Source organism: Streptomyces hokutonensis, from assembly GCF_042751305.1.
Classification (GTDB): domain Bacteria; phylum Actinomycetota; class Actinomycetes; order Streptomycetales; family Streptomycetaceae; genus Streptomyces; species Streptomyces hokutonensis_A.
The window spans coordinates 466,916-480,907 of sequence record NZ_JBHYWD010000002.1; the positions used below are offsets into that span (position 1 = coordinate 466,916).

A 13,992-nucleotide genomic window follows, 5' to 3' on the forward strand; every position below is an offset into this window, starting at 1 on the left:
GGGGGGGGGTATACTGGGGGGGCCCCCCCGCGTCCCCCCGGGGGGCACCGCGTGGGGGGGGGTCGCGGGGGGGGCCCCCCCCGGGCCGGGCGCGCCGGGGCGGCGGCTCCCGAGGAGGTGCCGGTCACTGGGAGCCGGTCACTCCGAGCGGGTCACTTCGAGACCGTGAAGCCCTGCTCGTTGCCGTACTTGACGGAGGCGTCCTGCCAGCTCTTCAGACCCTGGGCCAGCGTGGTGCCCGAGATGTAGGCCTTGCCGACGGTGTCGTTGAAGATCGAGTTGGCGTACTGCTGGAAGGGCAGGTACGACCAGTCGGAAGCGACCTCGGACGCCGACTGCGCGAAGATCTGGTTGGCCTTCTGGCCGCCGAAGTACGGGAACTCCTTGTTCAGGAACGCGGAGGACTGGAGTTCCGCCTTGGTCGCCGGGAAGGCGCCCTGGTCGACACGGGTCTGGACACCGGCGCCGGCGTTGGCGTACTCGACGAACGCGTAGGCGAGTTCCTTGTTCTTGCCCAGCGTCGGCAGGGCGAGGGACGAACCGCCGTTCTCCGCGCTGGCCTTGGCGCCCGCCGTCCACTGCGGCATCGGGGCCGCGCGCCAGTCGCCGGAGGCACCGGCCACACCGCTGACGAAGTTGGCGGGCATCCAGGCGCCGGTGGTCAGGGTGGCGATGGTGCCGTCACCGAGGCCCTTGTACCAGTCGTCGGTCCAGCCGTTGATGGGCGAGACGAGCTTCTCGTCGAGGAGCTTCTGCCAGGTGTCCGTGTACTTCTTGGCGCCCGCGTCCTCGAAGTTGACCGTCACCTTGGTGCCGTCGACCTTGTAGGGACGCGAACCGGCCTGCCACAGCATGCTGGTGGTGAAGCCGGCGTCACCGGCGTCGTTGGCGATGTACGCCTTCGGGTCGGCCTTGTGCAGCTTGCGGGCCGCGACGACGTACTCGTCCCAGGTGGTCGGGACGGCGATCTTGTACTTGTCGAAGACCTTCTTGTTGTAGAACATCGCCATCGGGCCCGAGTCCATCGGCAGGCCGTAGACCTTGGAGCCGTCGCTCACCGCGTTCCACGGACCGGCCGTGTACTTGGACGCCAGCTTGTCGGCGCCGTAGGGGGCCAGGTCGCTGAGACCCTTGGTCAGGGAGTACTGGCTGAGCGCGAAGTACTCGACCTGGGAGACGTCCGGGACGCCCTTGCCGGCCGCGATCGCGTTCGACAGCGCGGTGTAGTACTTGTCACCGGACTTGTCGCTGACCAGGTTGATCTTGACCTTGGGGTACTTCTTCTCGAAGTCGGCCGCGACCTTCTTCAGGGTGGGCTCCCAGGCCCAGACCGTGACCGAGCCGCCCTTCTTCAGGGCCGCCTGGATGTCCGAGGCCGAGACAGCCTTGGAGCTGGAGCTGTTGTCGTCCGAGCTGCCGCACGCCGTCGCCCCCAGGGAGAGGACGGAGAGGAGGGCGAGGCCGCGCAGCAGGCGGCCGGTGGTTCTGCGCATGGAGGTGCTTCCACTTCTTCGTGGGTGGGACTACTTGAGGGTGGGTTATTCCTTGACGCTTCCGGCGGCGAGCCCGGACTGCCAGTACTTCTGCAGCAGCAGGAACGCCGCGATCAGCGGCACGATGGTGAGCAGCGAACCGGTGATCACCAGGTTGAAGATGACGTCGCCGCCGATCGTCTGGGCCTGGGAGCTCCAGGCGCTCAGACCGAGGGTCAGGGGGTACCAGTTGGGATCCCTGAGCATGATCAGCGGGAGGAAGTAGTTGTTCCAGGTCGCGACCGTGGTGAACAGCAGCACGGTGACGACACCGGGGGCGAGCAGCGGCAGCGAGACCTGGAAGAAGGTGCGGATCTCGCCCGCTCCGTCCATGCGGGCCGCTTCGAGGAGCTCGACGGGGATGGCCTCGGTCGCGAAGACCCACATCAGATAGAGGCCGAACGGCGAGATCAGCGAGGGGATGATCACGGCCCACGGGGTGTCCGTCAGCCCGATCTTGCTGAACATCAGGAAGGTCGGGACCGCGAGGGCCGTGCCGGGGACGGCGACGGCGCCGATGACGACGGCGAAGATCGCGCGCTTCCCGGGGAAGTTGAACTTCGCCAGCGCGTAGCCGCCGAGGATCGCCAGGAAGGTGGCGCCGCCGGCGCCGAGCACGACGTAGAGCAGGGTGTTCAGCAGCCACCGGCCGAAGATGCCGTCGTGGTACGTGAACGTGTCATGGATGTTCGACCAGAGGGCGAAGTGGTGCGCGAACCACAGGCCGTTGGAGTCGGCGAGCCCCGACTGGGTCTTGGTGGCGCTGATGACCAGCCAGATCAGCGGCACCACGGTGTAGACCAGGATCAGGCCGGTGAGCACGGTCAGCAGCACACTGCGCTTGGGGCGCCCGGGCATGTGCTTCTTGCGGGGGGTGCGCAGCCGGGGCGCGCTCCGGGAGCCGCCGCCGGACGGTGCGGGCGCCGACGCCGAGGCGGTGGTGACGGGGGTGCTCATGGTCAGGCTCCCTTGCGCATGCCGCGAAGCTGCACGACATAGGCGATGACCATGGTGATCAGGCCCATGATGATCGCGACCGCCGCGGAGTAGTTGTGCTGCTGGCCGTTGAAGGACAGCGAGTACGTGTAGAAGTTCGGGGTGTAGTCCGTCGTGATCGCGTTGCGTGCCAGCGGTCGCAGGATGCTCGGCTCGTTGAAGAGCTGGAAGCTGCCGATGATCGAGAAGATCGTCGCGATGACCAGCGCGCCGCGGATCGCGGGGAGCTTGATGGCGGTGATGACGCGGAACTGCCCGGCACCGTCGATCTCCGCGGCCTCGTACAGCGAGGTCGGGATGACCCGCAGCGCGGAGTAGAAGATCAGCATGTTGTAGCCGACGAACTCCCAGGTCACGATGTTGCCGATCGACGCCAGCACCAGGTGCGGCGAGAGCGGGTCGGGCAGCGTGATGCCGAAGGCGCTGTTGACGTCGCCCACCAGACCGAACTGGGTGCCGTACATGAAGCCCCACATCAGGGTGGCGACCACCGCGGGCACGGCGTACGGCAGGAAGATCGTGATCCGGAAGAAGTCCCGGCCGTAGAGCCGGCCGCTGTCCAGGGCGAGGGCCACGAACAGGGCGATGCCGAGCATGATCGGCACCTGGATCACCAGGAACAGCGAGACCCGCTCCAGGGAGGACCAGAACTGGTCGTCCTGGAAGGCCTGCGTGTAGTTGTCCAGGCCGACGAAGTGGTTTCCGCCGATGAGCTGGTTGCGGTACAGGCTGAGATAGACCGAGTACACGATCGGAGCCAGGAAGACGAAGGCGAAGACCACCGCGAAGGGGCCGATGAAACCCCACCCTGTCCAGGAACGGCGGTCCCGTTTGGCCGATGGCCGGACCGGGGGCCGGGTCGCGGCCGCAGGGGGCTGAAGCGTCGTCATGTAGTTCCTCGCTCGTCCATCTCGGAACCGGCGTCACACGCCGTCGCGATGGTTGCGTAAACACCCAGGTCCGAGAGGGTCCCGGCCTGTTATGTTTACGTAAACATCTGATGGCGGCATGTCTACACTGCCCCAATGTCGGTGGTCAAGGGCCGTTTGTTGAAACGTGTCCCAGGCAATCGGATCGATAGGGGAAGGAGACGGGTGGACACAGCGCACAGTGCCTCGGCCGGCACCGAGGAGCCCCGTAGACGCGGCGGGAAACGGGTGCTGCGGCGCGCCCCGAGCGCGTCGATGGCAGATGTGGCACGCCTGGCCGGCGTCTCCTCGCAGACCGTTTCCCGGGTGTCCAACGGTTACGCGGGTGTGAACGAGGAGACCCGGCAACAGGTCCTCGCCGCCATGAAGGAACTGGGCTACCGGCCCAACAGCGCGGCCCGCGCACTCAAGCGGGGTGAGTTCCGCACCATCGGCGTGATCACCTTCAACCTCTCCACCACGGGCAACATGCGCACCCTGGAGGCGATCGCCACCTCCGCCGCGCACGAGGGCTACGCCGTCACACTGCTGCCGGTCGCCGTCCCCACCCAGGACGAGGTGCGCGGCGCCTTCTCCCGCCTCGGCGAACTCGCCGTCGACGCCGTCATCGCGATCATGGAGGTCCACCTCCTCGACGCGGCGACCATCTCGCTGCCGCCCCACGTCCAGGTCGTCGTCGCCGACTCCGACGCGGGCGACCGCTACAGCGTCGTCGACACCGACCAGAACGGCGGGGCGCGCGCGGCCGTACGACATCTCCTCGACCTCGGCCATCGCACCGTCTGGCACCTCGCGGGACCCGAGGAGTCCTTCGCCGCCCAGCGCCGCGCCGACGCCTGGCGCGCCGAACTCACCGACGCGGGACGGTCCGTGCCCCCCGTGGTGCGCGGCGACTGGTCGGCGGAGTCCGGCTACCGCGTGGGACTGGAACTCGCCCAACAGGCCGACTGTACGGCCGTGTTCGCGGCCAACGACCAGATGGCACTCGGTCTGCTGCGGGCCCTGCACGAGCGCGGCCGGCGCATCCCCGAGGACGTCAGCGTCATCGGCTTCGACGACATCCCCGAGGCCGGTTCCTTCCTGCCGCCCCTGACCACCGTCCACCAGGACTTCGCCGAGGTCGGCCGCCTGTGTGTACAGGGTGTCCTACGGCGGATGCGGGACCGGGGCGACGAGCACGGCACCACCCTGGTGCCGACCGAACTCGTGGTGCGCGCGAGTACGGCGGCGCCCGCCCTCGCCGTGGACGAGTAGCGGGCGCATGGTCCTTCCGGCCCGCCTCGACGGGCGGGCCGGGTACGGGAGTTGCTCAGGCTGTCGTCTCCGGGCGGCCGGGCCGGGACCAGTGGGTGTGGAAGGTGCCGGAGCGGTCGGTGCGCCCGTAGGTGTGGGCGCCGAAGAAGTCGCGCTGGCCCTGGAGCAGGGCCGCCGGCAGCCGCTCGGCGCGCAGCGTGTCGTAGTGCGACAGCGCGGCGGAGAACGCCGGCACGGGGATACCCCGGCGGGCCGCGGAGGCGACCACCTCGCGCCACGGCACCTGCGCGTCGCCGATCTCCCGCGCGAAGGTCTCCTCGCCCAGCAGACTGACCAGACCCGGGTCGGCCGTGTAGGCGGCGCGGATCCGGTCGAGGAAGGAGGCGCGGATGATGCAGCCGCCGCGCCAGATCCCGGCGACCGCGGCGAGGTCGATCGACCAGTCGTACTCGGCGGCCGCGTCCTGGATCATTTTCCAGCCCTGGTCGTACGCGATGACCTTCGAGGCGTACAGCGCCTGTTCCACCTGGGCGGTGAACCGGTCGGCCTCGGTGCGGCTCAGCGGGGGAGTGGTGCCGCCGGGCAGCCCGCGGTAGGCCGCGCGCAGGTCCGCCTGGCTGGAGGAGGCGCGGGCGAAGGTGGCCTGGGCGATCGCGGTGACCGGCGAACCCAGCTCCAGCGCGGTCTGCACGGTCCAGCGTCCGGTGCCCTTCTGGCCCGCCGCGTCCTTGACGATGTCGACGAACGGGCCGCCGGTCTCCGCGTCGGTGTGCGCGAGGACCTCGGCGGTGATCTCGATCAGATAGGACCCGAGCCGTCCCTCGTTCCAGCGGCGGAAGACGTCCGCGATCTCGGCGGGGGTGTAGCCGCCGACCTGGCGCAGCAGGTCGTAGGCCTCGGCGATGAGCTGCATGTCGGCGTACTCGATGCCGTTGTGCACCATCTTCACGAAGTGCCCGGCGCCGTCGGTGCCGATGTGCGTGGAGCAGGGCTCCCCGTCGACCTTCGCGCTCACGGACTCGAACATCGGGCCCAGCACGGCGTACGACTCCGCCGAGCCGCCGGGCATGATCGACGGCCCGTTCAGCGCGCCCTCCTCGCCGCCGGAGACCCCGGCGCCGACGAAGTGGAGGCCCTGTTCGCGCAGGGCGGCCTCACGCCGGCGGGTGTCGGCGAAGTGCGCGTTGCCGCCGTCAATGATCATGTCACCGGGCTCCATGAGCGCGGCGAACTCGTCGATCACGGCGTCGGTGGCCGGTCCGGCCTGGACCATGATCATCAGGCGGCGGGGGCGTTCGAGGGCGGCCACGAACTCCTGTGCCGTCTCGGCCGGGACGAAGGCACCCTCGTCGCCGTACTCCTTCATCAACTCATGGGTCCGGTGCGGTGACCGGTTGTGGACGGCGACCGTGTAGCCGTTGCGGGCGAAGTTGCGGGCCAGATTGCGGCCCATCACACCCAGGCCGGTGACGCCGATCTGCGCGGTGGCGTCGGCGGCTGGGCTGTTCGGTGCGGATGCGTTCATGGGGTGCCTGTTCTCCGAGTCGGTGACGTGGCGGGTCGGCGCTGGGCGCCCATGACCGCTGGTACGTGCGCGATCGCGGATTGACTCGAAATTCCGCGTGATTGGGAGCGATCTTGTCGACCGCCGCACGGCGTGTCCCGCCGGATGCGAAGATCGCTCCCCTGGGAGGGAGCGGCCATGGGTGACATACGGGTGCGGTGCGCGACGTTCAACGTGCTGCACGGCCAGCTGATCAGGCCGGACGGCCGCCCGGCCGCCACCCGCCCCGAGGATGCCTCGGCACCCCTTGCCGAAGCCGTCGCGTCTCTGGACGTCGACGTACTGGCCCTCCAGGAGGTCGACCGCTTCCAGGAACGTTCCGGCCGCGCCGACCAGGCGGCGGTCGCCGCCGCCGCGGTGGGCGCCCTCGACTGGCGCTACGCGACCGCGCTGCACAGCCGTTTCGTGCCGGGCCGTGGCTGGGTCAACGACCCGGCCGAACCCGCGCCGCGCATCCACGGAACCGAGGCACCGGAGCCCGAAGTCCCGTCACAGGGCGTCGCGTTGCTCTCCCGCCTGCCGGTCCGCGAGTGGCGGGCCCTACGGCTCTCCCCGGGGCCCCTGGTAGTCCCGCTGAAGGTCGCCGGGCGGACCGCTCCGGTGCTGGCCCGCGATCAGCCCAGGGCCGCCCTGGCCGCCGTACTGGAAGGACCGCGCGGCCCGTTCACCGCGGTGGCCGTCCATCTCTCGTTCGTACCGGGCTGGAACATCCGCCAGCTGCTCACTGTCCGCCGCTGGATCGCCGATCTGCCCCAACCGCAGCTGCTGCTGGGCGACTTCAATCTGATCGGCGCACTGCCCCGAGTCGCCCTCAACGCGACCGCGCGGCAGGGCTGGCAGGGTACGGCAGGGCACGCGACGTACCCCTCCCACCGCCCGCGCGTCCAGCTCGACCACATCCTGGCCACGGGGCTCGACGCGGACGCCGTGGGGATGGCGGACACACCCAGGACGGCGATCTCGGACCACCGGCCGCTGGTGGTGGAGGTGTCGCTGTGAGCCGGTTCAGTTCCACAGGGGGTAGGTCACGACGTGCGCGAACTCGTCCGGCCTGCCGGCGGTGTACGTCAGGCTGACCCGGCCGTACTGCCGTACCCCCGGATGCCGCTTCCACGTCTGCGCGTTGTCGAGCCGGACGACGACCGGATACGAGTGGAACTTGCCCGCCGCGCAATAGGGTTTGCAGTCGTTCACCCAGTTGACGCCCGTCGCCGTCGCGGAGTTGGCGTCCCAGTTGGTCCAACGCAGCGACGCCAGGCGGCTGTTGCCGTCGCCGCAGGCGAGCATGAAGTCGGCGGGGCGCACCTCGGGATGCCAGAGGCAGTCGACCAGCACGGGAATCGCGGGCTGCCGCTGCGCGACCGGTTGCGCGCGCACCGTCGCCGGGGCCGCGGACGAGGTGCCCACAGCGGGCGCAAGCAGGGCGGCGGCACAGACCGTGACGAGTCCGACCATGGTGTGTTTGTACATGTCCGCTCCCGGCCGCCTGTTCGTACCCGTCGCTCCGCACCCGCACCGGCGGTGGGCCCGCCCGGCGAGACACGGTCGTCGTCCTTCGTCTCGTTCGACGCTACGACCCTGTCCTGGGTTCCACCACTCGTACAGACCAACGACGCGGCCCGCCGGGAGTAGCGGGCGCACACGAACGGGGCCGGGAAACCCCGGCCCCGAGCGGCTCAGGCGGGCCGCACGGCGCCCCGGATGGCGGCCGAACCGGCGTAGAAGATCGACTCCTCGCGTATCGGCGTGCCCGGGCTCGGCGCGTGGATCATCAGGCCGTTGCCGGTGTAGAGGCCTACGTGGTCGATGCTGTCGTAGAAGAAGATCAGGTCGCCGGCGCGGATGTCCGTGAGGGGGACGAGGGCACCCGCGCTCGACTGTTCCTGGGCGGTGCGCGGAAGCATGACGCCCGCCGCCTTCCAGGCGGCCTGGGTGAGGCTGGAGCAGTCGTACGCGTCCGGTCCCGCCGCGCCCCACAGGCAGGGTCGGCCGATCTGCGCACGGGCGAAGGCGAGGGCGGTGGCGGTTTTGCTCTGGGTGCCGGCGTCCGGCGCGGTGGGGGTGACGGCGGCGGGCGCCGGGCTCATGGCCGGAGCCGGGGGGAGTGTGACTTCCGGGGCCATGGCCGGAGCGGCGGGCGGTGCGAGCGTGGCGGCGACGGACGGGGACGCGGCGAAGGAGACCTCGGGGGCGGGAGCGGTCGGCTGCCACTCCTGCTGCGGCGGGCGCCAGGACGGTTCCGGTGCGGGCTGCCAGGCGGGCTGGGCCGGGGGCTCCTGAGGGATCAGAGGTATCTGCCCGGTGGACCAGGCGGGTTGCTCGGTCACTGCGGGCATCTGCCCGGTGGACCAAGCCGGTTGCTCGGTCACTGCGGGCATCTGCCCTGTGGACCACGGCTGCTGCTCGGTCACTGCGGGGAACTGGCCGGTGGACCACGGCTGCTGCTGGGGCACAGCGGGCATCTGCCCTGTCGACCAGGTTTGTTGCTCGGTCACCATGGGCATCTGTCCGGTGGACCAAGTGCTCTCCGGGGCGGACCAGGCCGTCTCCGGGAGCGGCCAGGTGGCGCCCGTCGGCGCCGACTCGGTGCGCGGTGAGCCGATGGCCGGGAGCAGGTCCAGGCTCGCGGTGAGCGGGTCGAAGTCCGGTGCCGGGGCGGTCGCGAACTGCTGAGGTGCCATGACGCGCGCGGGCGGCATCTCGACGGCCGGGGCGGACGGTACCGGCGGCAGGTCGAGGACGGTCGCCGGAGGCGTCTGCGACATCTGGGCCTGAGCCATCTGCGCGATCTGGGCGATCTGAGACATCTGCGGTGACTGCGAGACCTGCGCCTGAGGTATCTGTGTCTGCGACATCTGCGGCATCACAGGAAACTGCTGTGTCTGCTGTGTCTGCTGTGTCTGCTGTGCCTGCGGTGCGGCGGGAGGCAGCGAGGTGATGGGTATCGCTGTCAACTCCGCTGCGGGGGCCGTGAGTTGCGGGGCGGTGGGCTCCGGTGCGGCGGCGGTCCCCGCGGTCAGTTCGGCCACGGCGCGGCCGGGCTGCGCTTCGAGCGCGAGGCCGGCGCTCTGGGGCTCGGGACGCCGCTCGGACCGCTCGGGGCGGGATTCGGCCGGGCCGGCCGGGGTCCTGCCGGGCGGCAGGATCGCCGGTACGGTCGGGCCCATTTGGGTGCGGGCGCGGTCGAACAGCTGCCGGGTGACGGCTTCGACGGCGGGGTCGGACGGACGTGACGCGCTGGGGCGGGACTCGACGCGCTTGCGCGGTTTCCCGGACATCGCACGTGTGGCGTTGTAGTTTCCGGTGGCCGTCTCGGCCCTGTCGTAAAGGGAGTTGATCCGCCGCTGGACTTCGTCGCGGCTGGGTCGGTCGTCCACGGTGGGGCCACTGCCTCCGGTGCGCGTGCGTCGTTCTGCCGGCATGGCAGACGTGCTCCTTCCGCTTCGCGCCTACCGGGTTAGCTGTCGGGTTCGGGCGTCGATCACGGAAGGTTTGCCCTACGGTCCTTGCCCTGAAGGGCAGTTGGACCGATTCACCCCAAGTTCGGTTGGGTCCCCGGCTCCGGCTGCCGCGAGCGGCACGCCGGACTCGGCGCAAGCCGTGCGGCCCGGCGCCGATCGCCGGAGTAGGTCGTACGGCCTGGGCGCCAACTTAGCCAACGTGTGTGCCTCGTGTGAAGGTTGAAGCGCGATATGTCCGATACGTATTTGTGACCTTTACCTCGCCCTGGTGTGTCGAGGGGTCTGGAGCCCTCCGGGGCCGGTGATCCATAAGAGGTCGCTATGAATTTCTGGGACGGTTGAACACACCGGCGCCGCGCTCCGTATTGGGTCGGGGGATTTCCATGCCGGGACGAGCCGGGCCGACCGATACGCGTAGGAGCAACTTCCTTGGCACGCAACACGCGCAGACGCCCCACAGGCGCACGACGCGCGACGATGGCAGCAGTCGCCCTGATGCTGGGCGGCGGAGGACTGATGGCGGCGAACGTCTACGCGTCGGCGTCCGAAGGCGGTTGGGGCGGCGACTCCGCCCAACAGGGGTCTCCGGACGCGGCGTCGCGAGGCGCGACGATCGACTGCCCGGACATCGGCACCCAGTTGACGACGGTGCCCGACGGGGCGAAGACCGACGTCGACAAGGAACTCGCGAATCTGGACCAGCAGATAACCGAGGCCTACCAGAAACTCCGGGACTCGACGGAGGCCATACGCCAGGACGCCTCCTTCGCCGACAACGCGATCATGAATCCGCTGAAGGAGAAGCGGGCGGCGACGATCGGACGGATCGACGACGCCATCGCACGCGTCGGGAACCGCCCGGAAGGGCTCGACGCGCTCGCCGGATGCACCCTGATCGCGCCCACGAACGAGACCGGCGACCAGGGCGGCAACGGCGGCGACCAGAGCGCCAGTGCCAGCGCCAGTGCCAGTGCTTCCGGCCAGGGCGGTCAGGGCCAGCAGCAGATCACCAACGGGCCCGTTGCCTCGGACTACGCGGACATCACCTCCGTACAGCCGAATGTGAACGCTCCGCAGCAGCAGGCCGACGCCTCCCGCGGGACGTTCGTCACCGCCTGCGGGGTGAACGAGAACGGCCTGTTCAACTCCGACAACGTGATCGTCGCGCCCGGAGTCACCAACGGCGCCCACCACTTCCACGACTACATCGGCAACCAGTCCAACAACGCCTTCGCCAGCGATCAGGACCTCGCGAACGCCGACACGAGCTGCGAGAACCCGGGCGACAAGTCCACCTACTACTGGCCCGTGCTGCGGCTGCAGAACGGCAAGCAGGAGCGGGACGCCGACAAGCCCGGCGGCGGCACCGAGGGCAACGCCGGTGAGATCGTCACGGCCAAGCAGGTCACCCTGACCTTCGAGGGCAACCCGCAGAGCAAGGTCGTCGCGATGCCGCGCCTGCTGCGCATCATCACGGGCGACGCCAAGGCCTTCGTCAACGGTCCGGCCAACGCCAACGCCTCCTGGAGCTGCACCGGGTTCGAGGACCGGCAGCTCAAGGACAAGTACCCGCTGTGCCCGGCGGGCAGCGATGTCGTGCGCACCTTCAAGTTCCAGAGCTGCTGGGACGGCCGCAACATCGACAGCGCGAACCACCGCACCCACGTGGCCTTCGAGGCCGCCGACGGCGCCTGCCCGGCGGGCTTCAAGGCCATCCCGCAGCTGGTGCAGCGGATCGTCTACGCCGTAAACGCGCCGAGCCTCCAGGACGGCGGCAAGACGAGCCCGCTGTTCGCGGTGGACTCCTTCCCCGAGCAGCAGCACAAGCCCGTCACCGACCACGGCGACTTCATCAACGTCTTCGACGAGGGCCTGATGAACGACATGGTCACCTGCATCAACAGCGGCGAGAAGTGCGGCGCCGGGACGGGCAACGACCCCGGAACGGGCGGCGGTTCGGGTTCGGGTGATGGTTCTGGCGGTGGTCAGGGTGCGGGTGGCGGCTCGGGTGAGCCGTCGGCGTCCCCGACGGCGACCGACACCGCTACGGCGGCGCCCACCGACACCGCGTCCGAAGAGCCCGGCGGGAACGGCGGCAATGGCGGGGACGAGGGGAACGGCGGCAACGGAGGCAACTCCGGTGACCAGCCCACCGCCGCTCCCGCGACGAGCGCCCCGGACACCGAGACCAGCGCCCCGGAGCCCACCGACGCCCAGACCACCGACCCCGGAGACCTGACGACCGCCGTCTCGGTCCCCAAGGCCGACACGAAGACCGAAGGGTCCAAGTCGACGGACGCGGCGGGGAGTTCGGACGACAACGCCGGCGGTCAGGTCGGCAGCGCCGCGGCGACACCGCCCGCCTCGTCCTCGGGCGGCGAGAGCTACGCAGCCGTAGGCCCGAACCAGCCGCAGGCTCAGGGCGGTCTGGCGGAGACCGGGGCGAACCTGTGGCCGGCGGTGGCCGGAGCGCTGCTGCTCGTCGCCGGATTCGTCGTGCTGTACCGGGGCAAGCGCAGCACTCGCTGACGCCCCGCACGGCCGCTGCCGACAACGGCCCGACCGCCCTCACCGGGGCGGCCGGGCCGTCGTACGTCCAGCGTGTGCGGTTGGTCAGACGGCCGGTGCCGGGTACGTCGGGTACTCGACCCCGGAGACGTGCTGGACGACCCGGACGACCTGGCATGAGTAGCCGAACTCGTTATCGTACCAGAGGTAGAGAATGGCGTTGTCGCCGTCGACCTTGGTGGCACCCGCGTCGATGATCGAGGCGTGGCGGGAGCCCATGAAGTCGCTCGACACCGCGTCGGGGGCGGTGGTGAAGTCGATCTGCCGTTTCAGCGGGGACGTCAATGAGACGTCGCGGAGGTAGTCGAGGACCTCGGCGCGGGTGGTCTCGCGGCCGAGCCGCAGGCTGAGGATCGCGATCGAGACGTCCGGCACCGGGACGCGGATCGAGCTGCCCGTGATCGGCGCCTTGAGGTCGGGCAGCGCCTTGGCGACGGCGGACGCGGCACCGGTTTCGGTGATCACCATGTTGAGCGGCGCGGAACGGCCGCGGCGGTCGGCCTTGTGGTAATTGTCCAGCAGGTTCTGGTCGTTGGTGAACGAGTGGACCGTCTCCACATGACCGCGCAGCACACCGTACTCGTCGGCCATCGCCTTCAGCGGCGGCACGATCGCGTTGGTGGTGCAGGACGCGCAGGACAGGATCTGCTCGTCCGGCTTGATGGTGTCGTGGTTGACGCCGTGCACGATGTTCGGGACGTCGCCCTTGCCGGGCGCGGTCAGTACGACCTTGTCGATCCCGGGCCGCAGATGCTGCGAAAGGCCTTCCCGGTCACGCCACTTGCCCGTGTTGTCGATGAGGATGGCGTCCTTGATGCCGTACGCCGTGTAGTCGACCTCGGAGGGGTCGCTCGCGTAGATGACCTTGATCTCGTTGCCGTTGGCGATGATCGTGTTGCTCGCCTCGTCGACGGTGATCGTGCCCTGGAACTGGCCGTGGATCGAGTCGCGGCGCAGCAGCGAGGCGCGCTTCACGATGTCCTGGTCTCCGCCCTGGCGTACGACAATGGCGCGCAGCCGCAGTCCGTTGCCCGAGCCGGCCTTCTCGATGAGCAGGCGGGCGACCAGGCGGCCGATGCGGCCGAAGCCGTAGAGCACGACGTCGCGGCCCTCGCGGAACGCGATCTTGTTGCCGCCGGTGGCACCGGCGACGGCCTCGGCGGTGAACTCCTCGGCGGTCAGGCCGCGTTCGTCGGTGCGGTGGGTGGCGGCGAGCATGCCGATGTCGATCTGGGAGGGGCCCAGGTCGAGCGTGGTGAGCGCCCGCAGGTACGGCAGGGTCTCGGTGACGGAGAGTTCCTCGCCGTCGATCTGGCGGGCGAACCGGTGGGTCTTGAGGATGCTGACCACCGACTTGTTGACCAGGGAGCGGCTGTGCAGCAGGACGGTGACGTCCCGCTCGCGGTGCAGCTTCCCGATCATCGGGATCATCGACTCCGCGATTTCCTCGCGGTGCTTCCAGTTGGTGAACGAGTCCTCGTTGACAGGCACAGGATTCTCTTTCGAGCTAGGCGGCGCTCATATGCTAACCCGCTGTTCATCTGCTCGTTCCGAGGGGTCCCTCCTGGGCCGCCGAACGCCGTGAGGGCCCTGCCGACGCGCCGCCGGCGGGGGCCCCGCGGGGTTTGTGGGTGGGGCCGGGCGCGGCGCGGCGGGGGGCGCCGCGCCCCCCGCCCGCCCCCCGGGGC

The 13,992-nt window shown here is 69.8% G+C and carries 10 protein-coding genes and 1 riboswitch; of the genes, 3 read left to right on the plus strand and 7 right to left on the minus strand.

Features of this window, described 5'->3' with window-relative positions; all coding sequences use genetic code 11:
- Window positions 1-152: 152 nt before the first annotated feature.
- Genes ACFXC1_RS08330 through ACFXC1_RS08340 form a run of 3 tightly spaced genes read right to left on the minus strand, consistent with a single transcriptional unit; the run spans window position 153 to window position 3,418 of the window.
- Window positions 153-1,493: an ABC transporter substrate-binding protein gene (locus ACFXC1_RS08330; protein ID WP_381240477.1), complete on the minus strand. Its 1,341-nt coding sequence runs from the start codon at window positions 1,491-1,493 to the stop codon at window positions 153-155.
- 45 nt (window positions 1,494-1,538) lie between these two features.
- A complete protein-coding gene (locus tag ACFXC1_RS08335) occupies window positions 1,539-2,489 on the minus strand; it encodes a carbohydrate ABC transporter permease (RefSeq protein WP_381240480.1) in 951 nt (316 codons plus the stop codon).
- A 2-nt stretch (window positions 2,490-2,491) separates the two neighbouring features.
- Window positions 2,492-3,418, minus strand: a complete 927-nt coding sequence (locus ACFXC1_RS08340; RefSeq protein ID WP_381240483.1) for a carbohydrate ABC transporter permease — start codon at window positions 3,416-3,418, stop codon at window positions 2,492-2,494.
- A 204-nt stretch (window positions 3,419-3,622) separates the two neighbouring features.
- Here ACFXC1_RS08340 and ACFXC1_RS08345 point away from each other — a divergent pair, with 204 nt between their 5' ends.
- Window positions 3,623-4,711: a LacI family DNA-binding transcriptional regulator gene (locus ACFXC1_RS08345; protein WP_381240486.1), complete on the plus strand. Its 1,089-nt coding sequence runs from the start codon at window positions 3,623-3,625 to the stop codon at window positions 4,709-4,711.
- 55 nt (window positions 4,712-4,766) lie between these two features.
- Here ACFXC1_RS08345 and gndA read toward each other — a convergent pair whose 3' ends face one another.
- Complete coding sequence (gene gndA, locus ACFXC1_RS08350) at window positions 4,767-6,236, minus strand: NADP-dependent phosphogluconate dehydrogenase (RefSeq protein ID WP_381240490.1); 1,470 nt, start codon at window positions 6,234-6,236, stop codon at window positions 4,767-4,769.
- A 177-nt stretch (window positions 6,237-6,413) separates the two neighbouring features.
- On the opposite strand from gndA, the gene ACFXC1_RS08355 reads away from it, so the two are divergent.
- Window positions 6,414-7,274, plus strand: a complete 861-nt coding sequence (locus ACFXC1_RS08355) for an endonuclease/exonuclease/phosphatase family protein (protein WP_381240493.1) — start codon at window positions 6,414-6,416, stop codon at window positions 7,272-7,274.
- A gap of 6 nt (window positions 7,275-7,280) precedes the next feature.
- Here the strand turns inward: ACFXC1_RS08355 and ACFXC1_RS08360 are convergent, their stop codons facing one another.
- Both ACFXC1_RS08360 and ACFXC1_RS08365 read right to left on the minus strand, forming a co-directional pair.
- Window positions 7,281-7,745, minus strand: a complete 465-nt coding sequence (locus ACFXC1_RS08360; RefSeq protein WP_381240496.1) for a hypothetical protein — start codon at window positions 7,743-7,745, stop codon at window positions 7,281-7,283.
- A 206-nt stretch (window positions 7,746-7,951) separates the two neighbouring features.
- The gene (locus ACFXC1_RS08365; protein ID WP_381240499.1) at window positions 7,952-9,697 is read right to left on the minus strand and encodes a C40 family peptidase; all 1,746 of its coding nucleotides are present in this window, start codon (window positions 9,695-9,697) and stop codon (window positions 7,952-7,954) included.
- Window positions 9,698-9,705: 8 nt separating this feature from the next.
- Window positions 9,706-9,879, minus strand: a riboswitch (cyclic di-AMP (ydaO/yuaA leader).
- A 334-nt stretch (window positions 9,880-10,213) separates the two neighbouring features.
- On the opposite strand from ACFXC1_RS08365, the gene ACFXC1_RS08370 reads away from it, so the two are divergent.
- On the plus strand, window positions 10,214-12,265 hold the full coding sequence (locus tag ACFXC1_RS08370) for a DUF1996 domain-containing protein (protein WP_381240502.1): 2,052 nt from the start codon (window positions 10,214-10,216) through the stop codon (window positions 12,263-12,265).
- An 84-nt stretch (window positions 12,266-12,349) separates the two neighbouring features.
- On the opposite strand, the gene ACFXC1_RS08375 is transcribed toward ACFXC1_RS08370, so the two are convergent.
- The gene (locus ACFXC1_RS08375; protein WP_381240505.1) at window positions 12,350-13,795 is read right to left on the minus strand and encodes a glyceraldehyde-3-phosphate dehydrogenase; all 1,446 of its coding nucleotides are present in this window, start codon (window positions 13,793-13,795) and stop codon (window positions 12,350-12,352) included.
- Window positions 13,796-13,992: the final 197 nt, after the last annotated feature.